The organism is Falsirhodobacter algicola (genome assembly GCF_018279165.1).
GTDB lineage: Bacteria > Pseudomonadota > Alphaproteobacteria > Rhodobacterales > Rhodobacteraceae > Falsirhodobacter > Falsirhodobacter algicola.
Genome location: NZ_CP047289.1, coordinates 1264023 through 1289025, shown reverse-complemented (window position 1 = coordinate 1289025; position 25003 = coordinate 1264023). Strand labels below are relative to the sequence as shown.

34 protein-coding genes are annotated in these 25003 nt (G+C 68.7%); 21 read left to right on the top strand and 13 right to left on the bottom strand.

Annotated features, from left to right (window positions below):
• Positions 1-12 precede the first annotated feature (12 nt).
• Both ubiE and ubiB read left to right on the top strand, forming a co-directional pair.
• Positions 13-756: a bifunctional demethylmenaquinone methyltransferase/2-methoxy-6-polyprenyl-1,4-benzoquinol methylase UbiE gene (gene ubiE / locus GR316_RS06555; RefSeq protein ID WP_211783166.1), complete on the top strand. Its 744-nt coding sequence runs from the start codon at positions 13-15 to the stop codon at positions 754-756.
• A 1-nt stretch (position 757) separates the two neighbouring features.
• The gene (gene ubiB / locus GR316_RS06550) at positions 758-2278 is read left to right on the top strand and encodes a 2-polyprenylphenol 6-hydroxylase (protein ID WP_211783165.1); all 1521 of its coding nucleotides are present in this window, start codon (positions 758-760) and stop codon (positions 2276-2278) included.
• On the opposite strand, the gene GR316_RS06545 is transcribed toward ubiB, so the two are convergent.
• On the bottom strand, positions 2275-2919 hold the full coding sequence (locus GR316_RS06545) for a flagellar hook capping FlgD N-terminal domain-containing protein (RefSeq protein ID WP_211783164.1): 645 nt from the start codon (positions 2917-2919) through the stop codon (positions 2275-2277). The genes ubiB and GR316_RS06545 overlap by 4 nt on opposite strands.
• A 10-nt stretch (positions 2920-2929) precedes the next feature.
• The gene (locus GR316_RS06540; RefSeq protein WP_211783163.1) at positions 2930-3700 is read right to left on the bottom strand and encodes a flagellar hook-length control protein FliK; all 771 of its coding nucleotides are present in this window, start codon (positions 3698-3700) and stop codon (positions 2930-2932) included.
• Between the two features lie 96 nt (positions 3701-3796).
• Between GR316_RS06540 and GR316_RS06535 the strand changes: the two genes are divergently transcribed.
• The 6 genes from GR316_RS06535 (at position 3797) to GR316_RS06510 (ending at position 7059) form a co-directional block, all read left to right on the top strand.
• Positions 3797-4051 (top strand): rod-binding protein, encoded by a 255-nt coding sequence (locus GR316_RS06535; RefSeq protein WP_211783162.1) that lies wholly within the window; start codon positions 3797-3799, stop codon positions 4049-4051.
• Entirely contained in the window at positions 4041-4358 is a 318-nt protein-coding gene (locus GR316_RS06530; protein ID WP_211783161.1) for a hypothetical protein, read from the top strand. Before GR316_RS06535 ends, GR316_RS06530 begins: the two co-directional genes overlap by 11 nt.
• A gap of 170 nt (positions 4359-4528) precedes the next feature.
• Positions 4529-5416 carry a flagellin N-terminal helical domain-containing protein gene (locus tag GR316_RS06525; protein WP_211783160.1) on the top strand — a complete coding sequence of 296 codons (888 nt, stop codon included), beginning with the start codon at positions 4529-4531 and terminating at the stop codon, positions 5414-5416.
• A gap of 64 nt (positions 5417-5480) precedes the next feature.
• Complete coding sequence (gene flaF / locus GR316_RS06520; protein ID WP_211783159.1) at positions 5481-5849, top strand: flagellar biosynthesis regulator FlaF; 369 nt, start codon at positions 5481-5483, stop codon at positions 5847-5849.
• Positions 5846-6241, top strand: a complete 396-nt coding sequence (gene flbT / locus GR316_RS06515) for a flagellar biosynthesis repressor FlbT (protein ID WP_211783158.1) — start codon at positions 5846-5848, stop codon at positions 6239-6241. Before flaF ends, flbT begins: the two co-directional genes overlap by 4 nt.
• A complete protein-coding gene (locus tag GR316_RS06510) occupies positions 6238-7059 on the top strand; it encodes a DUF1217 domain-containing protein (RefSeq protein ID WP_211783157.1) in 822 nt (273 codons plus the stop codon). Before flbT ends, GR316_RS06510 begins: the two co-directional genes overlap by 4 nt.
• Here the strand turns inward: GR316_RS06510 and GR316_RS06505 are convergent.
• Positions 7049-8344 carry a FliI/YscN family ATPase gene (locus GR316_RS06505; RefSeq protein WP_211783156.1) on the bottom strand — a complete coding sequence of 432 codons (1296 nt, stop codon included), beginning with the start codon at positions 8342-8344 and terminating at the stop codon, positions 7049-7051. The two genes, GR316_RS06510 and GR316_RS06505, sit on opposite strands and share 11 nt — an antisense overlap.
• 80 nt (positions 8345-8424) lie before the next feature.
• Between GR316_RS06505 and GR316_RS06500 the strand changes: the two genes are divergently transcribed.
• Genes GR316_RS06500 through GR316_RS06460 form a run of 9 tightly spaced genes read left to right on the top strand, consistent with a single transcriptional unit; the run spans position 8425 to position 12814 of the window.
• Positions 8425-8793 (top strand): FlgB family protein, encoded by a 369-nt coding sequence (locus tag GR316_RS06500; protein WP_211783155.1) that lies wholly within the window; start codon positions 8425-8427, stop codon positions 8791-8793.
• Positions 8793-9170, top strand: coding sequence for a flagellar basal body rod protein FlgC (flgC, locus tag GR316_RS06495; RefSeq protein ID WP_211783154.1), 378 nt, complete (start codon positions 8793-8795; stop codon positions 9168-9170). The genes GR316_RS06500 and flgC overlap by 1 nt, the downstream gene beginning before the upstream one ends.
• A 12-nt stretch (positions 9171-9182) precedes the next feature.
• Positions 9183-9455, top strand: a complete 273-nt coding sequence (fliE, locus tag GR316_RS06490; protein ID WP_211783153.1) for a flagellar hook-basal body complex protein FliE — start codon at positions 9183-9185, stop codon at positions 9453-9455.
• On the top strand, positions 9452-9718 hold the full coding sequence (locus tag GR316_RS06485; protein ID WP_211783152.1) for a flagellar biosynthetic protein FliQ: 267 nt from the start codon (positions 9452-9454) through the stop codon (positions 9716-9718). The genes fliE and GR316_RS06485 overlap by 4 nt, the downstream gene beginning before the upstream one ends.
• Before the next feature lies 1 nt (position 9719).
• Positions 9720-10430, top strand: a complete 711-nt coding sequence (locus tag GR316_RS06480; protein WP_211783151.1) for a flagellar hook-basal body complex protein — start codon at positions 9720-9722, stop codon at positions 10428-10430.
• A 9-nt stretch (positions 10431-10439) separates the two neighbouring features.
• Positions 10440-11225, top strand: coding sequence for a flagellar basal-body rod protein FlgG (flgG, locus tag GR316_RS06475; protein ID WP_211783150.1), 786 nt, complete (start codon positions 10440-10442; stop codon positions 11223-11225).
• On the top strand, positions 11222-11641 hold the full coding sequence (gene flgA / locus GR316_RS06470; protein WP_211783149.1) for a flagellar basal body P-ring formation chaperone FlgA: 420 nt from the start codon (positions 11222-11224) through the stop codon (positions 11639-11641). The genes flgG and flgA overlap by 4 nt, the downstream gene beginning before the upstream one ends.
• 10 nt (positions 11642-11651) lie before the next feature.
• Positions 11652-12371, top strand: coding sequence for a flagellar basal body L-ring protein FlgH (flgH, locus tag GR316_RS06465; RefSeq protein WP_211783148.1), 720 nt, complete (start codon positions 11652-11654; stop codon positions 12369-12371).
• A complete protein-coding gene (locus GR316_RS06460) occupies positions 12368-12814 on the top strand; it encodes a flagellar basal body-associated FliL family protein (protein WP_211785132.1) in 447 nt (148 codons plus the stop codon). Before flgH ends, GR316_RS06460 begins: the two co-directional genes overlap by 4 nt.
• On the opposite strand, the gene GR316_RS06455 is transcribed toward GR316_RS06460, so the two are convergent.
• From GR316_RS06455 to GR316_RS06410, 10 genes are all read right to left on the bottom strand, one after another.
• Positions 12815-13126: a hypothetical protein gene (locus GR316_RS06455; RefSeq protein WP_211783147.1), complete on the bottom strand. Its 312-nt coding sequence runs from the start codon at positions 13124-13126 to the stop codon at positions 12815-12817.
• The gene (locus tag GR316_RS06450) at positions 13123-14193 is read right to left on the bottom strand and encodes an EscU/YscU/HrcU family type III secretion system export apparatus switch protein (RefSeq protein WP_211783146.1); all 1071 of its coding nucleotides are present in this window, start codon (positions 14191-14193) and stop codon (positions 13123-13125) included. Before GR316_RS06450 ends, GR316_RS06455 begins: the two co-directional genes overlap by 4 nt.
• Positions 14186-14938, bottom strand: a complete 753-nt coding sequence (locus tag GR316_RS06445) for a flagellar biosynthetic protein FliR (RefSeq protein WP_211783145.1) — start codon at positions 14936-14938, stop codon at positions 14186-14188. Before GR316_RS06445 ends, GR316_RS06450 begins: the two co-directional genes overlap by 8 nt.
• Positions 14935-16986, bottom strand: coding sequence for a flagellar biosynthesis protein FlhA (locus GR316_RS06440; RefSeq protein WP_211783144.1), 2052 nt, complete (start codon positions 16984-16986; stop codon positions 14935-14937). Before GR316_RS06440 ends, GR316_RS06445 begins: the two co-directional genes overlap by 4 nt.
• Position 16987: 1 nt before the next feature.
• Complete coding sequence (locus GR316_RS06435; protein ID WP_211783143.1) at positions 16988-17632, bottom strand: lytic transglycosylase domain-containing protein; 645 nt, start codon at positions 17630-17632, stop codon at positions 16988-16990.
• Positions 17633-17703: 71 nt separating this feature from the next.
• On the bottom strand, positions 17704-19617 hold the full coding sequence (locus GR316_RS06430; protein ID WP_211783142.1) for a hypothetical protein: 1914 nt from the start codon (positions 19615-19617) through the stop codon (positions 17704-17706).
• On the bottom strand, positions 19614-20480 hold the full coding sequence (gene motA, locus GR316_RS06425; RefSeq protein WP_211783141.1) for a flagellar motor stator protein MotA: 867 nt from the start codon (positions 20478-20480) through the stop codon (positions 19614-19616). Before motA ends, GR316_RS06430 begins: the two co-directional genes overlap by 4 nt.
• Positions 20481-20525: 45 nt before the next feature.
• The gene (locus GR316_RS06420; protein WP_211783140.1) at positions 20526-21074 is read right to left on the bottom strand and encodes a MotE family protein; all 549 of its coding nucleotides are present in this window, start codon (positions 21072-21074) and stop codon (positions 20526-20528) included.
• Positions 21071-21364: a hypothetical protein gene (locus tag GR316_RS06415; RefSeq protein ID WP_211783139.1), complete on the bottom strand. Its 294-nt coding sequence runs from the start codon at positions 21362-21364 to the stop codon at positions 21071-21073. Before GR316_RS06415 ends, GR316_RS06420 begins: the two co-directional genes overlap by 4 nt.
• Before the next feature lie 12 nt (positions 21365-21376).
• Entirely contained in the window at positions 21377-21838 is a 462-nt protein-coding gene (locus GR316_RS06410; RefSeq protein WP_211783138.1) for a flagellar basal body-associated FliL family protein, read from the bottom strand.
• A 118-nt stretch (positions 21839-21956) separates the two neighbouring features.
• On the opposite strand from GR316_RS06410, the gene fliF reads away from it, so the two are divergent.
• The 4 genes from fliF to fliP are packed head-to-tail and all read left to right on the top strand — an operon-like array spanning position 21957 to position 24991.
• Entirely contained in the window at positions 21957-23462 is a 1506-nt protein-coding gene (gene fliF, locus GR316_RS06405; RefSeq protein WP_211783137.1) for a flagellar basal-body MS-ring/collar protein FliF, read from the top strand.
• Positions 23459-24031, top strand: a complete 573-nt coding sequence (locus GR316_RS06400) for a hypothetical protein (RefSeq protein ID WP_211783136.1) — start codon at positions 23459-23461, stop codon at positions 24029-24031. The genes fliF and GR316_RS06400 overlap by 4 nt, the downstream gene beginning before the upstream one ends.
• A complete protein-coding gene (locus tag GR316_RS06395; RefSeq protein WP_211783135.1) occupies positions 24024-24278 on the top strand; it encodes a FliM/FliN family flagellar motor switch protein in 255 nt (84 codons plus the stop codon). The genes GR316_RS06400 and GR316_RS06395 overlap by 8 nt, the downstream gene beginning before the upstream one ends.
• Positions 24275-24991, top strand: coding sequence for a flagellar type III secretion system pore protein FliP (gene fliP / locus GR316_RS06390; RefSeq protein WP_390625153.1), 717 nt, complete (start codon positions 24275-24277; stop codon positions 24989-24991). The genes GR316_RS06395 and fliP overlap by 4 nt, the downstream gene beginning before the upstream one ends.
• The last annotated feature ends 12 nt before the right edge of the window (positions 24992-25003 follow it).

The following is a 25003-nucleotide window of genomic DNA, read 5'->3' as shown; positions in this document are numbered from 1 at the left end:
CGGAGGGCGCAGATGAGCGACAAGACCACCCATTTCGGCTTTCGCACGGTCGAGGAGGCCGAGAAGGCGGGCCTTGTGCATGGCGTGTTCTCCTCGGTGGCGTCGCGCTATGACGTGATGAACGACCTGATGTCGGCGGGCGTGCACCGCCTGTGGAAGGACGCGATGATGGACTGGCTCGCGCCGCGTCCGGGCCAGCGCCTTCTGGACGTGGCCGGCGGCACCGGCGACATCGCGTTCCGCTTTCTGAAACGTGCGCCGGGCTCGAAGGCCGTGGTGCTCGACATGACCGAATCCATGCTGGTGGCGGGGCGTCAGCGCGCCGATGCCGACAGCATGGCCGAACGTCTGGATTGGGTGGTGGGCGATGCGATGGCGCTGCCGCTGCCGTCCAACAGCTTCGATGTCTATACGATCAGCTTCGGCATCCGGAACGTCACCCGAGTGCAGGACGCCCTGAACGAGGCCTACCGCGTGCTGCGCCCCGGCGGGCGGCTGGTGGTGCTGGAATTCAGCCAGTTGCCGAACCCGGCGATGCAGAAGGCCTACGATCTCTACAGCTTCAACGTGATCCCGCCGATGGGCAAGCTGGTGACGGGGGACCGCGACAGCTATCAGTACCTCGTCGAATCGATCCGAAAATTCCCCGATCAGGAGAGCTTTGCCGCCATGATCCGTCAGGCGGGCTTCGATCTGGTGAAGTATCGCAACCTGTCGATGGGCATCGCGGCGCTGCATTCGGGCTGGAAGGTCTGATGTGAGGGGGCCGCACAACATCCTGCGCCTGATCCGCACGCTGGCCACGTTCCAGCGGACGGGGGCACTGCCGGTAATCCTTTCGCAGGCCGAAGCGCCGGCCCGTCTGCGGCTGGCCGCCCACATCCTCGCATGGCCCTTCACATGGCTGGGCCTGAAGGGCGATCCCTCGCTGCCGCCGGTGGTGCGGGCGATCACGGCGCTTGGTCCGGCCTACATCAAGTTCGGGCAGATCCTGTCCACCCGCCCCGACATCGTGGGCGGGGATCTCGCGATGCAGCTGCGCTATCTTCAGGATCGGCTGCCGCCCTTTCCCACCGCCGAAGCCCGCGCCCGGATCGAGGCCGAACTCGGCCCCGGCTCGTTCGAGGCGTTCACCGAGTTTTCCGAACCCGTTGCCGCCGCGTCCATCGCGCAGGTGCACCATGCCCGGCTGATCGACGGGCGCGACGTGGCGGTTAAGGTGCTGCGCCCGGATATCGAGCGGGCGTTCCGTGTGGATGTCGATGCCTTCTACACCGGTGCGCGCATGGTGGAGGCGTTCCTTCCCTCCTCGCGCCGGCTGCGTCCGACGGATGTGGTGCGCCATTTCGACGGCGTGGTGATGGGGGAGTTGGACCTGCGGCTGGAGGCCGCCGCCGCCGGCGAATTCGCCGTGAACACCGCCGGGGACGAAGGCTTCCGCCTGCCTGCGCCGGTCTGGAACCTGTCGGGCCGCACCGTGATGGTGATGGACTGGGTGGAGGGCGTGGGCCTTGCCGACACCGCCGCGATCGACGCGGCCGGGCACAACCGCGTCATCCTTGCCTCGCGCGTGCTGCAACTGTTCCTGAACCACGCGCTGCGCGACGGTTTCTTTCATGCCGACATGCATCACGGCAACCTGAAGGTGGGGCCGGACGGGGCGATCATCGCCTATGATTTCGGGATCATGGGGCGGCTCGATCTCTATACCCGCCGCGTCTATGCCGAGATCCTCTATGGCTTCATCCGCCGCGATTATCGCCGCGTGGCCGAGGTACATTTCGAAGCGGGCTATGTCCCGCGCGATCGTGACATCGACGAATTCGCCCGCGCCCTGCGCGTCATCGGAGAGCCGATCTTCGGCATGGACGCCTCGCACATCTCCATGGCACGGCTGCTGTCCTATCTGTTCGAGGTGACGGAACGGTTCGGCATGCGCACCCGCACCGAACTGATCCTGCTGCAACGCACGATGGTGGTGGTGGAAGGGGTGGCTCGCTCGCTCGATCCGCATATCAACATCTGGCAGGTCGCGCGCCCGGTCGTTGAGGCCTATATCCGCGAGAATGTCGGCCCGCGCGCCGCGATGCGCGATCTGGCGCGGACGGCGCGGGTGCTGGCCCGCTTTGGCCCGCGCCTGCCCGAACTGGTGGAGGCGCGTCTGATCCGCGACGATCCCGAACCGACGGTGATCGTCCGCGCCCCGTCGAGGGCCGCATGGGTCGCCGTGGGGGCGCTGGCGGCGCTGGCCGGTGTCGCGATCGGAACGCTGTTCTAACTGCGCGGCGCGGTCACCGACTGCGCCGCGACTTCCTGCCCGTCATCCAGCACGAGGGTGACGCCCTGCGCATCGTTCCGCGCCTCGGCCACGGTGGCCGAATGGCGGACCGCCCCCGTGCCAAGCAAGGTGTCCCCCTGATAGCTTTCGGCGCTGACCGCATAGGTGCCTGCGGTCAGCGCGGCACCCGTCGCATCGACCGGCTGCCAGTAGAACTCATCCGCCGTTACGTCCAGCGCCTGCCGCGCCACCGTCGCGCCCGCTGCATAGCGCACCACCAGTACGGCGCTATCGGCGCTGGCGTCGATCTCGGGGCGCAGGATGACGGGCTGTCCGTTCACCGCCACCGGGCCGTCCACCTCCACCTCGGTGCCGACCCAAGGCGACAGATCGTTCAGGCCAAGCGCGTCTAGCTTGGCGCTGATCTCCGCCAACGTCTGGTTGGTGACGGTTTGCTGCTCCACCCCCGAAAAGGTGGCGAGCTGCACCGCAAAATCGGACGAATCCATCGGCGAGGTCGGGTCTTGATACTGAAGCTGCGTCGTCAGCATCTTCAGGAAGGTCTGGTAATCCGATTGCGACGACGCGCTGCCCGAGGCCGACGTGGTCGTGGTGACGGAGGTCGTTGCGGTCACATCCATAGCGATATCCTCAAAGCCGAAGGTCGAGTGTGGTGCTGCCCGCCACGGGGGGCGGGCGGGGAAGGGGGCTGGCCTCGGTCGCGGCATCGCCGCCGGGGCCGGTGAAAAGGACGGTCGCCCCGCCGAAGCCTTCACGTTGCAGATCGGCCTGCAGCTGACCGGCATGGCGGCGCATCAGGTCCAGCGTGTCGGGCCGTTCGGCCAGAAGGACGATCCGCAGCCGGTCGCCATCCTGCTGCACATCGATGCTGACCTCGCCCAAGGCGTCGTCCTCGGGCAGCGCGGGCGGGGCATCGTCCCAATCGGGCATGTCGGGGGTAGGCGCATCGGCGGCGGGGGCGTCCGGTGTGTCGGGCGACGCCTCTGGCGGCGGGGCGGGCGGTACCGGGGCGGTCTGGGCCGGCGCGGCGGGCTGAGGTGGGGGCAGGTCGGGGGCATCGACCGTGGGCGGCGCGTCCGTCCCGTCGGCGGGGGCGGCCTCGGCCGGAAGGGGTAGGGCCGCATCCTCCGCCATCGGCACGGGTACGGCGGCGGTCGGGGGAGGCACGTCTTCGCCTTCGCCCTCGGGCACAGGTTCGGGCGGCACGACCTGCGGGATCGGAACCGGGAGGACGATCAGCAGCGCTGAGGCATCCGGCATCGGAAGCGCGGGGGCATCCTCCTGCGGCTCATCCTCGGCCTCCGCCTCTTGCAGTTGGAACGGCTCCGCCTCCGCATCCCCGGTGGGGGCGGGGGTGGGCGCGGCCATGCGCGGCTGGGGGGCAATGAGGGGAAGCTGCATCGATCGTCCCTGCAAGATCCCACGCAGAATACCGGCCAGCCATTACCGGAATCTTTACCGCCGCCGGGCCATCACCGAAAAAACGGGAGATGCCAGATGATCACGCCCCTATCCCCCGCCACCCCGCAGGCCGATCCGCTGCGGGTGAAGGCGCGACAACTCGAATCGGCCTTTTTGGCCGAGATGCTGGGCCATGCCGGCCTCGATGCCACCTCTTCGGGGGGCGGGATTGGGGAGGAGCAGTTCGCCTCGTTCCTGCGCGAGGCGCAGGCGGATGCGATGGTGGCCAAGGGCGGCATCGGTCTGGCCGAATCGCTGTTCCGCGCGATGGGAGGGCAGGATGCCGGATGAGATTTTCGACGCGGCGGAGCGCGCGCTGAAGGATGGCGATCTGTCGGCGCTCGCGGCGCTGGCCGGCCCGCTGGAGGCGGCGACGCGGGGCTGCGGCACCGATCCCGCCACGCTACGCCGCCTGCGCGCCCGCAGCGCCCGCCTGTCGCGGCGGCTGGAGGCGGTGATGGAAGGGCTTCAGGCCGCGCGCTGGCGCCTGCAGGACATCCGCGCCATGGGCGAGGGCGGTCGCCAGCTTGTCACCTATGACGGGGCGGGGCGGCGGACGGAGCAGGACGGCTCGGCTCGGCTGACCCGGCGGTTTTGAATCGAATGCAATCTAACTTCCCGGCGGCATTAAACGTTTCTTAGGGGCGTTGGCCGCAGTCAGGAGGGGCATCCCACACGGGGTGGCGCGGCCAAGACCGCAGGGACAGAACGCCACGACCCGCCGGAAACGGCATTTGGCCGCGAAACGACGGCCCGAAGGGAAAAGACATGTCTTCGATCCTGACCAACACCAGCGCCATGGTCGCCCTCCAGACGATGAAGGGCATCAACAGCAACCTGACGCAGGTGCAGAGCGAGATTTCGACGGGGAAATCCGTCTCCTCCTCCAAGGACAACGCCGCGATCTGGGCGATCTCCAAGACGATGGAATCGGATGTCGCGGGGTTCGACACCATCGGCGAAAGCCTGTCGCTCGGCCAGTCCACCGTGTCGGTGGCGCGCCAAGCGTCGGAAACCGTGACCGACCTGCTGACCCAGATGAAGGAAAAGATCGTCTCGGCACAGGGCGAGAACGTGGACCGCGAATCGCTGCAGCGGGACATCTCCTCGCTGCGCGATCAGATCGGGACGGTGGTCGGTTCGGCCCAGTTCAACGGGCTGAACCTCGTGAACGGCACCAGCACGGATCCGATGAAGGTTCTTGCGTCGCTGGATCGCAGTTCCGACCAGAAGGTCAGTCCGAACCACATCTCCGTGGATCGTCAAGATCTGTCGATGGGCACCGATCCCGCCGACGGTGGCACGGCCTCGGGCGGTCTTGCCGATATCTGGACGATCGACGTCACGGCCGCGGCGGCGGATGCGGCATCCCCATCGGGCGCCGAGTCCGCACTCGACACCATCGAAGGCCTGATCAAAGTCGCGACGAACGCGGCGGCCTCCTTCGGCTCGTCCGAGAACCGTCTGTCGATGCAGCAGGACTTCGTGTCCAAGCTGTCGGACGCGATGACGTCGGGCGTCGGCTCGCTCGTCGATGCGGATATGGAGGAGGCTTCGGCCCGCCTCTCGGCGCTTCAAGTTCAGCAGCAGCTGGGCGTGCAGGCGCTGTCCATCGCGAACGAGTCGCCGCAGAACATCCTGTCGCTGTTCCGCTGATGCACCAGACCGGGGCGGATTCGTCCGCCCCGGTTCGTGATGCCACCAATCAGGAGAAGCCGGATTGACTGCCCTTGCCCCCCACCGCAACGCCTATGCCGAGCCGGGATCCCCGGCCCGCGATGCCCGAGGCATCGAGTACGACGCCTTCGTGCGCGTCACCAAAGACATCGCCCATGCCGAAGAGTCCGGGAATTTCCCCGCGCTTGCCGCCGCATTGGACGCCAATCGCCGCCTATGGGTGCTGCTGCGCCGCGACCTGATGCAGGAGGGGAACGCCCTTCCCATTTCGTTGCGCGCCCGCCTGATCGGATTGGCCGATTTCACCGCGCAGCACAGCGCCAGGGTTCTGCGCCGCACCGCCGAGGTGGGCGCGCTGATCGAGATCAACACCGCTGTCATGCGCGGCTTGCGCGGGGATGCGGGGATATGAGCGGCCTCGTCTTGAAGCTCGGCCCCAACGAACGCGTGCTGATTAACGGCGCCGTGATCGAAAATGGCGACCGGCGCACCCGGCTGACGATCCGCAGCCCGGATGTGAAGATCCTGCGCCTGCGCGATGCGCTGCATCCCGATCAGGTCACGACGCCGGTGCGCCGTGTCTGCTATATCGCGCAACTGATGCTGTCGGGCGATGCCGAACCGGGGGCGGGCCGTCGTCAGCTCCTCTGCGGTATCGAACAGCTGAGCCAAGCGCTGATCGATCAGGACAGCCGCTCGCTGCTGACGCAGGCGACGGCGGCGGCGCTGGCCGATCAGCCCTATGCCGCGCTGCGGGCCCTGCGGGCCCTGCTCCCGCGCGAGGAACGGCTGCTGGCGCAATGAGCTTCACACCCGTCCTTCCGATGAGCGGTTATGGCGGCTGGGCTTTTCTGCAGCGCACGCTTCCGGCGCAGAAGGCCGCCTTCGAAGGCTCCGCCACCGTTCAGAGGAGCGAGGACTACTTTCGCGAAAAGATCGGCAGCATCACCACGGGGGCGGAACTGGTGGCCGATCGCCGCCTGCTGGAGGTGGCGCTGGGAGCCTTCGGACTGGATGACGACATCAACAACAAATACTTCATCCGCAAGGTGCTCGACAGCGATCTGGGGGATGACAGTTCGCTTGCGAACCGGCTCTCGGACGATCGTTATGCCGCGATGGCGAAGGCCTTCGGCTTTGGCGGTACGGCAGCGACGGGGGAGGCGGGCTTCGCCGATCAGATCCTGTCACGCTATGTCGACAAGCAGTTCATGATTGCCGTCGGCGATCAGGACGTAACCCTACGCGTCGCCATGAATGCGCAGGTCGATCTGCCGGAACTCGCCGCCAGCGGCGGGTCCGAGAACACCATGTGGTATTCGGTCCTCGGATCGGAGCCGCTGCGGGAACTGTTCCAGACCGCCTTCGGGCTGCCGGACAGCTTTGCCTCCATCGACCTCGATCAGCAGCTGTCCGTCCTGAAGGAGAGGTCGCGCGGGTTGACCGGAAGCACCTCGCCCGCGGCCTATGCCGACCCGGAGGTGTTCGACAAGCTGCTGCGGCGTTTCCTTGCGATGGCGCAGCTTCAGGATGGCGTGTCGAGCACGTCCCCCGGCGCGACGGCGCTTTCGCTGCTGTCGGGCAGCGGTTCGGCATCCTCCATCCTGTCCATCATCGTTTGAGGCAGGCGGCAAGCCCGGCAAAGGCGCTTGGAATGTCGCCGGCCGTTCCGGCGCAGAACGCATCGAGATGCGGCCAGATGCGCAACGCCTCATCCACCGCAGGGTCGGACCCTTTGGCATAGAGCCCGGCCTGCACCATCATCTCGGCCCGGTCCCATGCGCCAAGCACGCGGCGCGCCGCCTGTATCTGAGCATTCTCTTCGGGCGTGGCCGCCGCGGGCAGGCTGCGCGAGACGGAGCGGAGCACGTCCACCGCCGGAAAGCGCCCCCGTTCCGCGATGGCCCGATCCATCACGACATGCCCGTCGATCGTGCCGCGCAGAATGTCGGCCACAGGTTCGTCCATGTCCGAGCCTGCGACGAGCACCGTGAAGACCGCCGTGATGTCCCCCTGATCCGCCCGGCCCGGCCCGGCCCGTTCGGCCAGCGACATGATCGCGTGGGATGTGGAGGGGGGAAATCCCCGCAGGCTCGCCGCCTCTCCGGCGGCGGTGGCGACCTCGCGATGCGCTTCGGCGAAACGGGTGATCGAATCGGCCAAAAGCAGCACATGGCGGCCCCGATCGCGGAAATGCTCGGCCACGGCCATGGCGGCCAACGCGCAGCGCCGCCGCATCAGGGGCGACTGGTCGGAGGTGGCGGCGACGACGACCGCGCGGGCCATACCCTCGGGGCCAAGAACCTCCTCCACGAATTCGCGCACCTCGCGCCCCCGTTCGCCGATCAGGGCGATCACCACGATATCGGCCTCGATCCCGCGGGCCAACTGCGCCAGCAGCGTCGATTTCCCGACGCCCGAGCCCGCGAACAGGCCGATGCGCTGCCCGGTCACGAGGGGGAGGAGGGTGTTGAACAGCGCCAGCCCCGTGGTCAGCCGATGGCCGAGGGCGCGGCGCTGCGCAGCGGGGGGCGGCGGCGCCGTGAAGGGGCGCGGCGCAGCCCCCGGCAGCAGGGGGCGCCCATCCAGCGGGCGGCCCAGCGGATCAACGATGCGGCCGATCCACGCATCGTCTGGGGCCAGCATCGGCGGTCCCAGATGCTCCACCGGGCCGCCGATCGCCAACCCCTCCGGCGGCTCCTCCGGCAGGACGATCAGGTCGCTGGCGGACAGGCCGATCACCTCGCCCTCGCGCCCGTTCAGGCGCAGACGATCGCCGAGGGCCGCAACGTCCGACAGGCCGGTCACCCGGATACGCCCAGCCTCCAGCGCGGCGATGCGGCCGATGCGGCGGGCCACCTGAAGGCTGTTCAGCTGGGCGATCAGCCCCTCGAAATGCTGCGGCATGCGTTTCCCTTTCGTTCGTCAACCCTTCCTAAAGGAATCACCCTTAAGGCTTGATGAAACGGATCGAGGGAGAAGCCCCGATGTTCGATATGATCATCTTGTCACGCATGGCGCAGGCCATGGCCCAGCATGCCGGGGAACGGCAGGCGCTCGCGGCGCAGAACGTCGCCAATGCCGACACGCCGGGCTTCAAGGCGCGCGACCTCGCGCCCTTCGCCGACATCTACGAAGGCGGCGCCCTGCGCACGACGCGGCCCGCGCATCTGACAGCGGTCGCCGATACGGTGCCTGCGGTCTCCACCACCGCCATGGCCGATCCGAACGGCAACACCGTCTCGTTGGAGACGGAGATGCTGCGCGCCGCCGATATCAAGCAGGAGCATGACATCGCCCTGACCGTCTATCGCGCGACGACCGACATCCTGCGCACCGCATTGGGGAGGGGCTGATGGCCGACCTCATGCAGAGCCTCGGCATCGCCGCCTCGGGGATGGAGGCGCAGGGCCAGCGCCTGCGCCATGTGTCCGAGAATATCGCGAACGCGGACACGCCCGGCTATCACCGCAAGACGATCAGCTTTGCCGAGACGGTGGCCGGCGGCGTGGCGGCGGGGCCGGTGCGGCTCGATCGGCGCGCGCTCGACAGTGTCTACGACCCCGGCCATCCGCTGGCCGATGCCACGGGCCATTACGACGGCTCCAACGTGGACCTCGTGGTGGAGATCGCCGACGCCCGAGAGGCGCAGCGCAGCTACGACGCCAATCTTCGCATGTTCGATCAGGCGCGTCAGATGACGCAGGGCCTGCTCGAGCTTCTTCGCCGATAGGGGAGTTCCGCCATGGACATCACCGCCAGCCTTGCCGCGCAGAGTTATGCGCGCGCCCGCCCCGCCACCCAGCCGCAAGAAGGGGGGATCGGCGCGCTCGTCGGCGATTTCGCCCGCACGCTGGCGCAGGGCGAACAGACCGCCACCGCCGTCATGACCGGGGGGGCCGAACCGCAAGCGCTGGTGCAGGCGCTGTCGGCCTCCGAACTGGCGGTGGAGACGGTGGTGACCGTGCGCGACAAGGTCGTCGAGGCGTATCAGGACATCCTAAGGATGCAGGTATGACCGAGGCCGCGATCTTCGATGCGCTGCGTCAGGCGATCTGGATCGCGATCCAGATGTCGGCGCCGCTGCTGATCGTGGCGCTGATCGCCGGGGTGGTGATCGGCCTGCTGCAGGCCCTGACCTCGGTGCAGGAGATGACGCTGACCTTCGTGCCGAAGGTGGGCGCGATGCTGGCGGTGTTCTGGGTGTCGATGAGCTTCATGACCTCCACGCTGATTACCTTTTTTCATGCGGTGATCCTGCCGCAGATCGCGGGGCAGTAGGATGGACGCCACGGGTTACGTCACGCTGACGCGGCAATCGGGCCTGATGCGCGAGATGCAGGCGGTTGCGAACAACATCGCCAACATCTCCACCACCGGGTTTCGCCGGGAGGGGGTGGTCTTCACCGAATTCGTCCGGGCGCTGGACGATGCGCCCTCGCTCTCGATGGCCACGGCCTCGGCGCGGCATGTGGATTTGGGGCAGGCGGGGCTGACCTCCACCGGCGGCACGTTCGATCTCGCGATTCAGGGGGAGGGGTTCTTCGCCCTTCAGACCCCGGAAGGGGAGCGTCTGACACGGGCCGGAAGCTTCACCCCCTCGGCCGAGGGGGAGCTCGTGAACCCCGATGGCGATCTGCTGCTCGACGATGGCGGCGCGCCGCTGTTCGTGCCGCCCGATGCGGGGCCAGTGGCGATCGCGGCGGATGGAACGCTCTCCGCCGGTGGGCAGCCGCTGGGCCGGGTGGGGGTGGTGCAGCCGACCGATCCGATGTCGCTGCGCCATGATGGCGGCACGCTCTTCAGCGCGTCCGAGACCGAACCGGCCGAAGGGGCGACGATCCATCAGGGCATGCTGGAGGAATCGAACGTCGATCCGGTGGCCGAGGTCGCTCGCATGATCGAGGTGCAGCGCGCCTATGAACTGGGCCAGGGCTTCCTGGACCGGGAGGATGAGCGCCTGCGAGGCGTCCTCCAGACGCTTGGACAGTAGGAGACAGGAATGAAGGCGCTTCAGATCGCGGCCTCCGGCATGGCGGCCCAGCAGATGCGGGTGGACGTGGTGTCCAACAACCTCGCGAACATGTCGACCACCGGATACAACGCCCGCCGCGCGGAGTTTGCGGACCTGCATTATCAGCAGCTGGCCCGTCCCGGCACCGTCACCTCCGAAGATGGGAGCATGATGCCGACGGGCATCCAACTGGGCCTTGGCGTGCGCCCGGCTGCGGTGTCGGTGGTGCTGGCGCAGGGCTCGCTGGAGCAGACGGGCGGCGATCTCGATGTCGCGATCGAGGGGAGCGGCTATCTGGAAGTCTCCCTGCCGAGCGGCACCTCCGCCTATACCCGCGACGGCGCGCTGAAACGGTCGGCCGATGGCCTGATCGTGACCGCCGACGGGTATGAGGTGGCGCCCGGCATCACCATCCCGGACGATGCGCGCAGCGTGTCGATCAGCGCCTCGGGCGAAGTTTACGCCTATTTCTCGGACACGGTGCAGCCGCAGCTTCTGGGGCAGATGAACCTCGTCGGGTTCACCAATGCCAAGGGGCTGGAGGCGACGGGCTCGAACCTGTTTCTCGAATCCGAGGCGTCCGGCCCGCCGCTGACCGGCGTTGCGGGCGAAGACGGGCTTGGTACCCTGCGCCAAGGCTATCTCGAGGAAAGCTCCGTCGATGCGGTGCGCGAGGTGACCGAACTCATCAAGGCGCAGCGCGGCTACGAGCTGAATTCAAAGGTCATCACTGCGGCGGATCAGATGCTGTCGACGACGGCGCAGGTCCGATGAGGTGGCTGTTCGCCCTTCTGTTGCTGCCGGGACCGGCGCTGGCCGATACGGTCGTCGCCAGCCGCACGATCCGCGCCGACACCGTGCTGGCGGCCACCGATCTGGCGCTGCTGCCGCAGGATACGGAGGGCGCGCTCGACGATCCGCGCCTTGCCGTCGGGATGGAGGCCCGCGTGACCCTCTATGCGAACCGCCCGATCCGGCCCGAAGATCTCGGGCCGCCCGCGCTCGTCGATCGCAATCAACTCGTGTCCCTGTCCTTTCACAGCGGCACCCTGTCCATCCTGACCGAAGGGCGGGCGCTGGGCCGCGGCGGGGTCGGTGATGTGATCCGCGTCATGAATCTTGCCTCGCGCACCACCGTGACGGGCCGCGTCACTCCGGATGGCGGCGTGATCGTCGGGCCGAACCCCTAGGAGTCCCCCCATGCGTTCCCTGATCGTCCTGTTGATCCTTCTGGCGGGGTGCGGCCGGCTGTCCCAAGTGGGCAAGGCACCCGATTTCACCCCGCTGGAGGGGAGTTCCGAATATCACGCCATCTATTCGACACCGATGCCGGATTCGGTCGATCCCGACACGCCGGTCGCGGCGTCCTCGCTTTGGACGGGGGGGCGGGCCTCGCTCTTCAACGACCGGCGGGCCGAGCATCGGGGCGACATCCTGACCGTCGTGATCGAGATCGACGACAAGGCCGAGATCTCTAACAGCACCGATCGCTCGCGCGCCGGAAGCGACTCGATGAAGATTCCCTCGCTCGTCGGGTTGCCGCAGCGGTTGGATCGCAAGCTGCCGGATGGGGCGACGATGGCCGATGCGGTCAACACATCCTCGACGCACAGCTATGAAGGGGATGGGTCGGTGAAACGGAACGAGAAACTGACCCTGCGCGTCGCCGCCACCGTGGTGGAGGAGCTGCCGAACGGCGTCCTGCGGATCGAGGGCGAACAGGAGGTCCGCGTGAACTTCGAGCTGCGCCAACTGATCGTGACCGGCTATGTCCGGCCCGCCGACATCACGCGGCAGAACGAGATCACCTATGACAAGATTGCCGGGGCGCGCATTTCCTATGGCGGGCGCGGGCAGATCACCGATGTGCAGCAGCCGCGCTATGGCCAGCAGATCACCGACATCGTGTTGCCGTTCTGATGCGCGCGCTGGTTCCGATCCTGCTTGCGGTGGTGGCGCTCGTGGGCGGCGTGGGCGCGGGCTATGCCCTGCGCCCCGCCTCCGAGGCCGAAGAGGCCCCAGCCCCGGCCGCCGATACCGCCCATGATTATGTGAAGCTGAGCAACCAGTTCGTCGTGCCGGTGCTGAACCGGGGGCGGGTGACGGCCATGGTCATCCTGTCGCTCAGCCTCGAAACGGTGCCCGATTCCTCGGCCACCGTCTACGCGCGCGAGCCGAAGCTGCGAGACAGCTTCCTCAAGGTACTGTTCGATCACGCCAATACCGGTGGTTTCGACAACAGCTTCACCGATGCCGACAATCTCGTCGTGCTGCGCCGCTCGCTGCTGGAGGCGGCGCAGAGGGTGCTCGGGGATATCGTCTCGGACGTGCTGATCGTGGATATCATGCGCCAGGATGCGTGATCACTTCTTTCGCATCTGCCGCAGCACCTGCACCTTGCCGAAGGCGATGCGGGCCTCCTCTTGCGCGCGCAGCCAATCGGCCGTCTGCCGGGCCAGCGTCAGGTTGATCTCCGCCCGCCGCGCATCGGCCCAGGATTGGTAGCGCAGCGCGATCTGCGCCTCGGCCACCGGATCGCCCTCGCGCCGGGGCACATCCAGCGCGGTCAGCGCCATGCGGGACCGGTCGCGCGCGGCCGCACTTTCGCGCAAGCGCGCAAGGCGGGATTGTAGCAGAAGGTCCGCAATGCGGGTCAGGCGGTCGAACGGGGTCATCCTCGGTCCTTTGCGCGGCGGCGCAGCGTTTCGGCAAAGCGGATGGCCGCCGCCACTGCGCGGTAATGGTCGGGGTGGATTTCATCCCCGATGGCCAGCGCGGCGTGCAGAACCCGCGCGGTGGGGGGATCGCGGTGAATGGGCACGCCGGCCGTGGCCGCCGCCTCGCGGATGCGGGCGGCGATGGCGTCCGTGCCCTTGGCCACGCAGACCGGCGCCCGGCCCGAGGCGCGGTCCCATGCCAGCGCCACGGCGTAATGCGTCGGGTTCACTAGTACGACGTCGGCCTTGGGCACATCGGCCAGCATCTGGTTCATCGCCATATCCATCCCGCGCTGCCGCCGCTGCGCCTTCATGTGGGGATCGCCCTCGGCGGTCTTGTGCTCGTCCATCATCTCTTGCCGGGACATGCGGTTGCGCCGCCCATGTTCGTGCCGCTGCCACAGGTAATCGGCCGCGCCGAAGGCCAGCGCGATCACCAGCACGACCCCGAGGAAATGCAGGATCATCCGCAGCAGCAGCGCAACGCCGATGCCCGGGTCGGTTTCGATCGTGATCAACAGGGTGGGAAGCCGAGCCTTCAGGAACAGCGTCAGCACGACCCCGACGACCAGCATCTTTGCAAGGCTCTTGCCGAACTCCGACAGACCCTGCCGCCCGAAACGGTTCTTCGCCGCCGCGAGCGGTGAGATCCGGTCCAGCTTCGGCGCAAGCCGCGACGGGGTGAACAGAAACGCGCGTTGCAGCCCCAGCGCCAGCACCGCTCCAAGCAGCGGTAGGGCGAAAAGCGGGGCCAGCGCCCCCAGCAGCGCGCCCACCACATCGCTCAGCACCGGCGCCGCGCCGTCCCGCATCATCGGGGCCATGCGGTCCGCCTGCGCAATGACCGTCTGCAGGATGCCTCCGGCTTTGCGCAGGCCCGGCCCAGACAGGGTGGCCGCCAGCACCAGCCCGGCGCAGGCCCCGGCCCACGTCAGATCGGTCGAGCGGGGGATCTCACCCTTCTTGCGGGCCTCGTCGAGCCGCTGGCGGGAGGCGGCGAACTCCTTCTCGCCCTCGTCACTCATAGGGATTGGCGAGCCATGTGTGGAACTGACCCAGCCACAGCGTCAGGATCACCGGCGCGGCGACGAGCAGCAGCGCCATGGCCCCGAGGACCAGCGCCGGTGCGCCGATCATCGTCACCATCAGTTGAGGCATGGCCCGGTTGATGACGCCGATGGCGATGTTGTAGATCAGCGCCCCGGCAACGAAGGGCAGGGCCAGTTGAAAGCCGAGGCTGAATGCATGGGCGACCTGCGGCACCCCCCATCCGGCGATATCCGCCGCCGCCGGGATCTGCCCCGCCGGCAGCGCCGCATAGGAGCCGACGATCAGTTCCACCACCCGCAGATGCAGGCCCGCGGCCATCGCCAGTGCTAGCCCCGCCGACAGCAGCAGGTGGCCGAGGGCGGGCTGCGGCTCCCCCGCGCCGCCGATCAGTTGGGAGAGCGAGGCGGCCTGCGCCGCAATGCTCGCCGCCGTCTGAAGCGCCAGCACGAACAGGCGCAGACCCATGCCCAGAAGCAGCCCCACCAGAACTTCGCCGCCATAGCCGCCAAGGCCAAGCGGCGGCACCGTCACCAGCGGCGCGGCGATCGCGGTGAAGGCCAGCGTCACCGCCAGACGGATGCGCATCGGCACCGTCGCCTCCCCGAATCCGGGCAACAGCGCCATGATCGCGCCGACCCGCAGGAACACCGCCAGCACCGTCGGGGCGCCATCCGTGACAAGGCCCGTCAATTCGGCCAGCGTCTGATACAGCGGCATCATGGCGGCACCACGCCAACCATGGAGGGCCGCCCCTCCAGCCCGATCTCCTCGAAGGAGAGGACGGGCGCGCCGAAGCCCTTGGCGGCGACGACGGTGCGCAAGAAGCGCCGCCGCGCCGCCGAGGTGATGAGGGCGGGCTGCACCCCATTCTCGGCCGCGCGGTTCAGCTTGTCCGTCAGCCCCGCCGCGAGCCGTGCAAAGAGATCGGGCGGCAGCGCGACGTTCTGCCCGCCATCCATCTGATGCCGCGCGAAGGCCTGCTCCCATTCCGGGGCCAGTTGGATCAGCGGGATCGTCCCATCGGCGCGGCGGATTTCGGCGACCATCTGGAAGCCGAGCCGCTGACGCACATGCTCGCACACGGCTTCGGGGGCATGCAGGGCGCGGGCCTCGGCCACGGCCTCGAGGATCAGGGGCAGGTTGCGGATCGACACCCGCTCCTCCAGCAGGAGGCGGAGCACCTGCAAGAGCAGATCGACCGGCACCTTGTCGGGCACAAGCTCGTCCAGAAGGCGCCGGTTGGCTGCGGCCCGGACGGGATCGGAGAGGTTCACGAATTCGTCCAGCAGGCGGCGCAGCCCCTTCAGCGTCAGAAGCCGGGCGAGGTTGGCGCGCAGCACCTCCAGCAGATGCGTCGCCAGCACCTCGGCGGGGGAAACGACGGTCAGACCGGCAAAGGCAGCGTCCTCCTGCCGGGCGCGGTCGATCCAACGGGCGGGCGCGCCATAGACCGGCTCGCGCACATCCTCTCCCGGCGGGGCGGGAATGGCCTCGGAAGTCAGCACCAGAACGCGCGTGGGCTGCAACCGGTCCCGCGCCTTCTCCACGCCCTGCAGGCGGATGCGGTAGGTGCCGGGCGGCAGGCTCGGTTCATCCGTCAGGCGCATTTCGGGCAGGATCAGGCCGAAGGCCGTCGCCATATGCAGCCGCATGGAGGTGATGCGCGCGTCCATCCCGGTGGCCGGGTCCAGCACCAAGGGCACGAGGTCCGAGGCGAATTCGATATGGATGTCGTCGAAATCCAGAACATCGCCAAGGGGGCGCGCGGCGGCCGGAACCTCCGGCTCCGGCACGGGGGCGGGGATCGCGGCGCGGCGATACCCGGCCCATGCGGCGGCGGCTAGCGCCAGCGCCCCGGCCATGAACGGAATGAAGGGCAGGCCCGGCACCACCGCAAAGGCCGCCATCAGCGCCGCCACCGTACCAAGCGCCGCCGGATAGCGGCCAAGCTGGCGGAAGAACGCGACATCCGCCGCCCCCGTCGCGCCGCCCCGCGTCAGCAAGAGCGCCGCCGCGATGGAGATGAGGACCGCCGGGATCTGCCCCACCAGACCATCGCCGACCGTCAGCACGGCATAGGTGCGCAGCGCCTCGCCCGGGGCCATGGAATGCACCCCGATCCCGACGCCAAGGCCGACCACGATGTTCAGCGCGGTGATCAGCAGCCCCGCGACGGCATCGCCCTTTACGAATTTCGACACCCCATCGAGCGCGCCGAAGAAGGTCGTCTCCGCCAATTCCCGTTCGCGCCGGGCCTTCGCCTCGGCATGGTCGATGGCACCGGCGGCCATGTCGGCGTCGATCGCCAACTGCTTGCCGGGCATCCCGTCGAGGGCAAAGCGCGCCCCCACCTCGGCCATGCGGCCCGCGCCTTTGGTGATGACGACGAAGTTGACGATCAGCAGCACGCAGAAGACCACGATCCCAAGCGCGAGGTTGCCGTTCATGATGAAATTGGCGAACCCTTCGATCACATGGCCGGCGGCGGCGGTGCCGGTATGGCCCTGTCCGATGATCAGTTTGGTCGAGCTGACATTGAGCGCAAGGCGCAGCATCAGCGAGGCCAGCAGCACCGTCGGAAAGGCCGAGAAATCGAGCGGGCGTTCGATGAACAGCGTCACCGTCAGCATCAGGATCGCCAGCGCGAAGGACAGCGCAAGGCCCATGTCCAGCATCCAAGCGGGGACGGGCAGGATCATCATCACGACGATCGCCGTCAGCGCCAGCGCCATCAGGACCGTCGGCTGGTAAAGGCTGCGCAGGGTCATCTCAGTCTCCGATCAGGCGGCGGGCGGCCGATCCCAGCGGCACCAGCGATCCGGCATGGCCGCGCCCGCCATTCAGCAGCGGAAAGGCGTTGAGGCGCGCGACGGCAGGCATGACGGGCGCGCTGCCTTCGCCCCGGCGCAGGGCGGCGAAACGCTGCATGTAGCGGTCGGCGAATTCGGGTGTCAGCGAGTGGTAGGCACCTGCGGCCTGCGCCCAATCGCCCGTCCGGTCGTAATGCTGGCGCAGGAAACGCGCGGCATAGAGGGCGTTCGTCTCGGGGTCGAACATCGCTGCGAGGTTCGGGAAACCATCCGCGTGCCAGCGGTGATTGATCTGAAAGCAGCCGATGTCGAAATTGCGCCGCCCTTCGCGCAGCGAGGTTTCGGCAAAGGCCATGGCTTCGGCCTGCGAGGCGAACCAAGCCCCCTCGCCGCCGCGGTTGATCGCCCAAGGCCACGGGCGCAGACGCCCGCCCGATTGACGCCCCGTTTCGGCCAGCGTCAGCGCCATCATCACATCGACCGGCACGCCCACGCGGCGCGCGGCATCGGCGGCCGCGTTTTCGCACAGGACGGCGGGATCCTGCATCGCGCATGCGGCGGCCGGGGCCAGAATCACGGCAAGCGCCAGAAAGATCCGCATCATGGGTTTCACCCGCCATCGCGCGGCTTGGCCGCTTCACCGCCCATCCTGCCCCCGCGAGTCTTTCGATTTCGTTAGCGTGTCAGAAGCGCCTCAATCTGTTGGCGCACGGCATCGGAATCGGCGGTCAGCGCGCGCCCCTGTGCCAGCGGCGTCATCGGCTGCGCAGGCGCGACGGTGGGTACCGATACCTCGGCACTGGGGCCGGCAAGCTGGCGCGCGGCAGCGGTGCGCAGCGCGGTCGCCTCCGCCGTGTCCAGTCCCCCCAGCCATCGCTGCGCATCAAGGCCGTCCTGCCGGGCCAGATGCGCGCGGGCGGCGATCAGGCGTTCGTCTTCCGGCGCGGCAGCCGGGTCTGTGTCCAGCCAGCGAAGGGCGGGATCGGGCAGGCCCAGATCCGTCAGGCGGCGGGCCATCGCAAGCCGCACCTCGCGCGGGACGATCGGGCGGGCCGTCCCGTCCGCCAGCACGCCATGGGTCAGGATCGCGTCATCGCCCCCCGCCTCGGCCAGCCATGCCCAAAGCTCGGCTTCGGTGGAAGCCGGTGCCTCGGCGAAGGCGGTGTCGAAATCCTGCGTCGCGGCGCGGGCAAGGGCCACGAGGCGCGCCAGACGTGCCTCGTCCGGGCCGCCGCGCGCTTCGTGCAGCAGCGCCTCTAGGGCAAGGCGTGTCGGCTCGTCCACCGGTTGGCGCGCGCTGAGCCGCCGGTCCGCAAGCGTGATCCGCGCCTCGTCGGTGTCGCGTCCGCCTTCGGCGACGATGGCGGCCAGCGCGCTGTCCCCCTCGGCCCCCGGAGCGGCGGTCAGCGTGCGCAGGGGCGCATCGGGGGCGGGTTCGGCCCGAAGGATTGCATCGCGCACCCGCATGGCCGAGGCGTCGTCATGCCGCGCGGTGAACCGTTCCACCAGCATCGGGCCGATGTCGCGGCGCAGATGCTGCGGCAGGGCGGTGAAGGCCTGAAGCGCGGCGCCCGCATTCTCGGGGGCGCCGGGCTGCGGGCGGGGCAGGGACAGGATGCCCCAGAGCGCGGCCGCCCCGTCGCAACCGGCCATCGGGGGCAGGATGCCCGCCGTCGCCTCCTCGGCATCGACCAGATGCCCAAGATCGGACCAGAGCGCCCGGCCTTCGGCGTTCGGCGCATAGACTTGCGCGATCTGCCGCGCCTCCGCCCCGAAACCGAGGAACAGGTGATAGCGGATCGCGCGGGTCACGGCCTCCGGGTCGGGGCGGTCGAACTCCCCCTCCAGCCCGCCGCGGCCGCTGGCCAGCGTCAGTGCAGCGGGGCCGTCCGCGCCCCAATCGCCCAAAGCGAGGTCGGCGTCCGGAATGCAGGCCAGCCCGTCGGTGGTCAGCGGCTGATCGGGATCGGCGACGAAGCCCGGCTCTTCGGCGATGCGGACCTGTTCGGGCAGGGGAAGGGGCGGCAAAGGCGGCGGGCGGTCCACCATATCGACGACGCCCCGCGCCGCGCCCGCCGCAAGCTGGCGCAGCACCGCATCGCGGAACGGATCGAGCGCGGGGGCCATCGGCAGATCCGGCGGCGTGCGGGTGATGTCGGTCCAATCGTAGCCGGCGGTCCGCACCACCGGCTTCGGCGGGGGCGGCGGATCGAGCGACAGCTCGAAGCGCGATCCCGGTTTGGCCGCGCCGGGATGCACGTCGATCACCACGGTGCCCGGACGGCTCTCGAAGGCCGTGGCATAGCAGGCGCAGCCAAGCCGCAGAAGGACATCGCCTGTCGCAGCATCCACCCCGACCCCGGCGATCCGCCCGCGCCCGATCCGGCGATAGATGCGCGACATATCGAGCGTGACCGCGGGATCGAGCCGCAGGGCATAGCCGTCCGCCACACGTCCCATCCTCCACGCCCGCGCCGTCGGTAGATCGAAGGCGAGGCGGGTGTAGCTGCCATGCTCGCCCGAGCGGACGAGGACATCGGCCTGCGCCGCGCCGCTCATCAGAAGGACCGCCAGAAGCCAGCGCATCACGCAGCCTCCTTCGCGGCGCGCAGGGCGCCTTCGATATCGGCGAAGCTGGGACGTTTGTCATGGGGCGTGTTCTGGCGGCCGACCTCGACGCAGATATTCGCCGGATGGGCATGCAGGTTCGCCACCAGCACCTCTCGGATCAGGATGTAGAAATGGCCGTCCTCTTCGGCGACGGCCTTCAGCCGGGTCGCGAAGGGGGCGACAATGCCATAGGCCAGAAACACCCCGAGGAACGTACCGACCAACGCGCCGCCGATCATGCCGCCCAGAACCTCCGGCGGCTGATCGATCGCGCTCATCGTCTTGATGACGCCCAGCACCGCCGCCACGATCCCAAGCGCGGGCAGCGCATCGGCCATGGATTGCAGCGCGTGGCTGGAGGCGAGGGCGTGATGGCCCGCAGCCTCCATCCGCTTGTCCAGCATCTCCTCCACCTGATGGGGATCGTCGTAGTTCATGGAGGCGGCGCGCAGCGTGTCGCAGATCAGATCCACCGCCTCGTGATCGGCGGCGATGCGCGGATAGCGCGCAAAGAGCGCGGAGGACCCCGGCCCCTCGATATGCTCCTCCAGTGCGACGGGGTTGGAGCGGGCCAGACGCACCAGCGCGAACAAAAGGCAGAGCAGATCCTGATAGTCGCCCGGTTTCCAGCGTGCGCCGCGGAACACCTTGCCGATGTCGCGCAGCGTCGTCTTCACCGTGCCGATGTCGTTGCCCAGAAGGAACGCACCGATGGCCGCGCCACCGATCATCGCCATTTCATAGGGCAGGGCATGCATCACCACCCCCAGCTTTCCACCGGCCACGACATAGCCGCCGAACACCATGACGAAGACCACGGCGATCCCGATCATTCCGATCATGTCGGTTCCTCCTGACAATCGCGCCTCGGCGACATTTGTGACTGTTCACTCCTTCGGGACGAGCGCGTTGCGCCCGGCCAGAAGCACGCTGATGGCATAGGCCTGTTCGGCCGGAAGGCCGGCCAGCACGGCGCCGGCGGCGTCGGGACGCATCCGGCCGATGAAACCCGCGGCGAAATCGGGCTCCATCGTGCCGAAGAGGGTGGCGGCATCCTTGGGCTTCATCGCCTCGTACACGGCCGTCAGCCGGGCGAGATCGCCTTCCGCCGCGCCGTCGGCCCGCGCCAGCGTGTCCGACAGCCGGGCCTCGGCCTCGGCGAGGGCGGCCATGCGGTCCTGTATCGCGGTCGCGGCGGCGTCGAGGCTGGCCTGACGTTGGGCCAAGGCGGCCTCCTGCACGGCGACTTGGCTTTCGCGCGCGTTCAGGGCCTGCACCAGCGCCGCGGGCGTCGCGGGGCAGATCACGGGCGCGGCGGCGGCGGGTTCGGGCGTGCGCGCCAGCGCCGCCCCGATCCCCGATCCCAGCCGCAACGCCCCGGAGGAGGCCAGAAGCAGCGCCAGCACCGCCAGCGCCCCGATCCGTGCGGGCTTCATGGCGTCACCTCCAGATCGTGGAGCGAGGCGACCAGAAGCTCCAGCCGCTTGGCGGCAGCCTCGGCCCGGGCCGAAACTTCGGTCACATGCGCCGCCTGTTGCCCGGCCACGGCCTGCGCGGTGGTGAGGGCGCGGCTCAACTCCTCCACCTGGGCCGAAAGGATGGCGATCGCGCCGCCCATCCCACTGTCGAGCGAGGCGAACCGCTTCAGCCGCGCCGACAGGACCGCGCAATAGATCGCCGCCCCAAGCGCACCGGCGGCCAGCAGGATGTCCGCAATCACGTCCATCGTCGGCCCCCGTCAGTTGATCACGAATTCGGTGACGAGAAGATCGCGCACGCGCCCTTCGCCCGTCACCATCTGCACCCGGCGCAGCATCTGTGCCCGCAGGCGGACCAATTCCGCCGGGTCCTCCAACTCCTCCACCGAGACGGCGCGGAGATAGCCGTTCAGCACGTCCAGAACGCGCGGCTTCAGCAGCGCGACCTCGGCCTCGTATTCGGGCGCGACCTCCAGTTCGGCGGTGAAGCGCAGATGCTGGCGCCCCGATTCGCGGCCGAGCGAGATGACCGTCGGTTCCAGCGGAACGAAGGCGATGGCCGGAAGATCCACCGAGGCATGGCGGGCGGGCAGCGGCACCAGCCCGGCATAGGTGGCGTAGAATCCCCCACCCCCCAGCGCCAGCGCCAGCACCAACCCCACGAGGAGCGGCCCTTTCGAGCGTGTCTTGGGCGCGTCCTGCGCCACGGCCATATCCGCCATGATCCCTCCGCCTTTCTGCGTTGGCTCGTTCATAACGCCGGGGTCACTAACCGATTGTTAAGGCCGATCCGGCAGAGTGGACCAGAACGGGAAAATCCCGCTTGGACCGGAGGGTGATGTGCAGAACGTGCTGGCGCAGTGGCGCGCCCTGACGCTGGGGCGGCGCATCATCGTGGGGGGCGCGACGGTTGCGATGTTCCTTGCGATCATCGGCCTGTCGCGGCTTGCGGCGCAACCGGACATGGCGCTGCTCTATAGCGGGCTCGACGCCTCGGCGGCGGGGGAGGTCGTGGCCGCGCTGGAACAGGCGGGCGCCGTCTACGACGTGCAGGGCAACGCGATCCGCGTCGATGCTACGCAGCGCGACCGCCTGCGCCTGATGCTGGCGACGCAGGGTCTGCCCGCAACAGGCATCGCAGGGTACGAGATTCTGGACGGCCTGTCGGGTTTCGGCACCACCTCGCAGATGTTCGACGCGGCGTATCTGCGCGCAAAGGAAGGGGAGCTGGCCCGCACCATCCTTGCGATGCCGGGGCTGCGGGCGGCGCGGGTTCATCTGGCGGCGCCGCAGGCCCAGCCGTTCCGGCGCGATGTGCGGCCCACGGCCTCGGTCACGGTGACGATGGGGCAGGGGGTGCTGACGCAGACGCAGGCCGATGCGTTGAAACATCTGGTGGCGGGGGCGGTGCCCGGGCTTCAGACGGCCGATGTCGCGGTGATCGATGCGGTCGCGGGCCTGATCGAACCGGCCGCCGCAGCCCCGAGCGCCGACCGGGCCGAGACACTGCGCCGCAATGTCGAACGCCTGCTGGAGGCCCGTGTCGGCCCCGGCCGCGCGGTGGTGGAGGTGTCCGTCGACGTGGAGACGGAGCGCGAGCAGATCACCGAGCGGCGATTCGATCCGCAGGGGCGCGTCGCCATCTCCTCCGAAACGAGCGAGCGGTCGAGCCGGGATTCGGGTGCCTCGGGCGCGGTGACGGTCGCGTCCAACCTGCCGGAGGGCGATGCCGGTGCCGACCCCCGCCAAAGCCAGAACGACGAAACCCGCGAAACGGTGAATTACGAAGTGTCCGAGACGCAGCGCGACGTGCTGCGCGTTCCGGGCGCGATCCGCAAGCTGGGCATCGCCGTGCTGGTGGATGGGGTGCAGGTCCCGGATGCCCAGGGCGTGCCGCAATGGCAGCCCCGCCCCGAGGAGGAGCTGACCGCGCTGCGCGATCTGGTCGCCTCGGCCGTCGGGCTGGATACCGCGCGGGGGGACGTGCTGACGCTGCGGTCGCTGCAGTTCGAAGCGGCGGCCCCCCAGGGCACGCTGGCCGAGGGCGCGGCCGGTTGGCGGCAGGCGATCCGGCCGATGCAGGCGCTGCAGCTTGGGGTGCTCGCGCTGGTGGCGCTGGTGCTGGGGCTGTTCGTGCTGCGCCCGATTCTGACGGCGCGGCGCGAGGCGCTGCCCCCGCCCGCGCCCCTTCTGGCGCTGCCCGGAACCGTGCCGCCAGATGCCGAACTCGTCGAAGCACCGGCGGAGGAAGAGCCCGTTGCCCGTCTGCGCCGTCTGATCGAGGCCCGTCAGGTCGAATCGGTCGAGGTGCTGCGCGGCTGGATGACCGAGGAGGAGCGCGCATGACCGCCCTCCGCCTGCGCTCCTTCGATGCCGAGGATGCCGCCCGCCTGATCACCACCGACGAATTGGAGGAGATCCGCCGCGCCGCGCGGGCCGAGGGCGAGGCCGCAGGCCATGCCGCCGCCTTGGCCGAAACCGCCGCGCTGCACGCCGCCGCCGCCCGCGCCTTGGCCGATACGCTGTCCGACTGGTCCTTCGGCTATCACGAGGCGCGCCAGCATATCCTCTCGCAGCTTGGCCCGGTGATGGAGGCGCTTTTGTCGCGCCTTCTGCCGGAGGCCGCGCGGCTGACGCTCGTCGCGCATGTGGCCGACCGCCTGATGCCGCCCCTGATCACCGCCACAGAGGCGCCGCTGCGCATCGCCGTCCATCCCGCGGATCGCGGCTGTCTGGACGGGCTGCAGACCCCGCTCCCCTTCCTCGTGATGGAGGATGCGGATCTGCCGCGGGGCGCGGTGCGCCTTCCCCATGCGCCGGAAACGGTGATCGCTCCATCGCGCGCGGCGGAGGAGGCGCTGGCCGCCATCGCCGATTTCTTCGCCCTCAACACCGAGGTCCGCCTGCATGCCTGATACATTGCAAACCCCGTTCGCCGATGTCCCGATCGAGGTGACGATTTCCGTCGGGCGCGCCCGGCCCAAGGTTCGCGATCTGCTGCGGTTGCAGCAAGATGCGGTGCTCGTCCTCGACCGCCGGATCGACGACCCGGTGGAGCTTTACGTCGGCGAGAAGCTGATCGCGCGGGGCGAATTGCAGGAGGTGGATGGCACGCTGGCCGTCCGCCTGACCGAGGTCGTACCGACGGATGGCGGCGTGTGAGGATCTGGCTCCTTCTTCTTCCGGCGCTGCTGATCCCCTCGATGCTTCAGGCGCAGGATATTGCGGTGAACCTTGGCGACGGATCGCTGGCGGGGCGCAGCATCCAGTTGATCGCCTTGATCACGGTGCTGAGCCTCGCGCCCGCGCTTGCCATCATGGTGACCTGCTTCCCGTTCATGGTGACGGTCCTGTCGATCCTGCGGCAAGCGATCGGCCTGCAACAGGCCCCGCCGAACATGCTGATCGTCAGCCTCGCGCTGTTCCTGACGTGGTTCGTGATGGATCCGGTGCTGACGCAGGCATGGCAACAGGGGGCGGGCCCGCTGGCAAGGGGCGAGTTGGACCTGACGGCGGCATGGCCGCTGATCGTCGGGCCGTTTCGCGGCTTCATGTCGGCGCGGCTCGATCCCGATGCGTTGCAGACGCTGCTGGATCTGCGGCCCGATCTTGGCCAGCCGGCGCTGCCGGACGTGCCGCTGTCGGTGCTGGTACCGTCCTTCCTTCTATCGGAAATCCAGCGGGCGTTCGAAATCGGCTTTCTCATCTACCTGCCGTTCCTGATCATCGATCTGGTCGTTTCGGCGGTGCTGATGTCGATGGGGATGATGATGGTGCCGCCCGCAGTCGTCTCCTTGCCGTTCAAACTGGCCTTCTTCGTGGTGGCCGATGGCTGGTCGCTGATCGCCTCTGCCTTGGTGCGCAGCTACGGGTGAATGTGACGAATA

What these genes read in the sequence shown, in the direction of transcription:
- motA (WP_211783141.1), bottom strand. Translation starts at nt 20,480, where the DNA reads ATGATCGGAATGATCGGGATCGCCGTGGTCTTCGTCATGGTGTTCGGC.
- GR316_RS06535 (WP_211783162.1), top strand. Translation starts at nt 3,797, where the DNA reads ATGATCACGCCCCTATCCCCCGCCACCCCGCAGGCCGATCCGCTGCGG.
- GR316_RS06525 (WP_211783160.1), top strand. Translation starts at nt 4,529, where the DNA reads ATGTCTTCGATCCTGACCAACACCAGCGCCATGGTCGCCCTCCAGACG.
- GR316_RS06415 (WP_211783139.1), bottom strand. Translation starts at nt 21,364, where the DNA reads ATGGACGTGATTGCGGACATCCTGCTGGCCGCCGGTGCGCTTGGGGCG.
- GR316_RS06480 (WP_211783151.1), top strand. Translation starts at nt 9,720, where the DNA reads ATGGACGCCACGGGTTACGTCACGCTGACGCGGCAATCGGGCCTGATG.
- flgG (WP_211783150.1), top strand. Translation starts at nt 10,440, where the DNA reads ATGAAGGCGCTTCAGATCGCGGCCTCCGGCATGGCGGCCCAGCAGATG.
- GR316_RS06540 (WP_211783163.1), bottom strand. Translation starts at nt 3,700, where the DNA reads ATGCAGCTTCCCCTCATTGCCCCCCAGCCGCGCATGGCCGCGCCCACC.
- GR316_RS06435 (WP_211783143.1), bottom strand. Translation starts at nt 17,632, where the DNA reads ATGATGCGGATCTTTCTGGCGCTTGCCGTGATTCTGGCCCCGGCCGCC.
- GR316_RS06485 (WP_211783152.1), top strand. Translation starts at nt 9,452, where the DNA reads ATGACCGAGGCCGCGATCTTCGATGCGCTGCGTCAGGCGATCTGGATC.
- GR316_RS06395 (WP_211783135.1), top strand. Translation starts at nt 24,024, where the DNA reads ATGCCTGATACATTGCAAACCCCGTTCGCCGATGTCCCGATCGAGGTG.
- fliE (WP_211783153.1), top strand. Translation starts at nt 9,183, where the DNA reads ATGGACATCACCGCCAGCCTTGCCGCGCAGAGTTATGCGCGCGCCCGC.
- GR316_RS06400 (WP_211783136.1), top strand. Translation starts at nt 23,459, where the DNA reads ATGACCGCCCTCCGCCTGCGCTCCTTCGATGCCGAGGATGCCGCCCGC.
- GR316_RS06530 (WP_211783161.1), top strand. Translation starts at nt 4,041, where the DNA reads ATGCCGGATGAGATTTTCGACGCGGCGGAGCGCGCGCTGAAGGATGGC.
- GR316_RS06440 (WP_211783144.1), bottom strand. Translation starts at nt 16,986, where the DNA reads ATGACCCTGCGCAGCCTTTACCAGCCGACGGTCCTGATGGCGCTGGCG.
- ubiE (WP_211783166.1), top strand. Translation starts at nt 13, where the DNA reads ATGAGCGACAAGACCACCCATTTCGGCTTTCGCACGGTCGAGGAGGCC.
- GR316_RS06420 (WP_211783140.1), bottom strand. Translation starts at nt 21,074, where the DNA reads ATGAAGCCCGCACGGATCGGGGCGCTGGCGGTGCTGGCGCTGCTTCTG.
- flbT (WP_211783158.1), top strand. Translation starts at nt 5,846, where the DNA reads ATGAGCGGCCTCGTCTTGAAGCTCGGCCCCAACGAACGCGTGCTGATT.
- GR316_RS06445 (WP_211783145.1), bottom strand. Translation starts at nt 14,938, where the DNA reads ATGATGCCGCTGTATCAGACGCTGGCCGAATTGACGGGCCTTGTCACG.
- GR316_RS06545 (WP_211783164.1), bottom strand. Translation starts at nt 2,919, where the DNA reads ATGGATGTGACCGCAACGACCTCCGTCACCACGACCACGTCGGCCTCG.
- GR316_RS06500 (WP_211783155.1), top strand. Translation starts at nt 8,425, where the DNA reads ATGTTCGATATGATCATCTTGTCACGCATGGCGCAGGCCATGGCCCAG.
- flgH (WP_211783148.1), top strand. Translation starts at nt 11,652, where the DNA reads ATGCGTTCCCTGATCGTCCTGTTGATCCTTCTGGCGGGGTGCGGCCGG.
- GR316_RS06455 (WP_211783147.1), bottom strand. Translation starts at nt 13,126, where the DNA reads ATGACCCCGTTCGACCGCCTGACCCGCATTGCGGACCTTCTGCTACAA.
- GR316_RS06510 (WP_211783157.1), top strand. Translation starts at nt 6,238, where the DNA reads ATGAGCTTCACACCCGTCCTTCCGATGAGCGGTTATGGCGGCTGGGCT.
- GR316_RS06410 (WP_211783138.1), bottom strand. Translation starts at nt 21,838, where the DNA reads ATGGCGGATATGGCCGTGGCGCAGGACGCGCCCAAGACACGCTCGAAA.
- GR316_RS06450 (WP_211783146.1), bottom strand. Translation starts at nt 14,193, where the DNA reads ATGAGTGACGAGGGCGAGAAGGAGTTCGCCGCCTCCCGCCAGCGGCTC.
- GR316_RS06505 (WP_211783156.1), bottom strand. Translation starts at nt 8,344, where the DNA reads ATGCCGCAGCATTTCGAGGGGCTGATCGCCCAGCTGAACAGCCTTCAG.
- flgA (WP_211783149.1), top strand. Translation starts at nt 11,222, where the DNA reads ATGAGGTGGCTGTTCGCCCTTCTGTTGCTGCCGGGACCGGCGCTGGCC.
- flgC (WP_211783154.1), top strand. Translation starts at nt 8,793, where the DNA reads ATGGCCGACCTCATGCAGAGCCTCGGCATCGCCGCCTCGGGGATGGAG.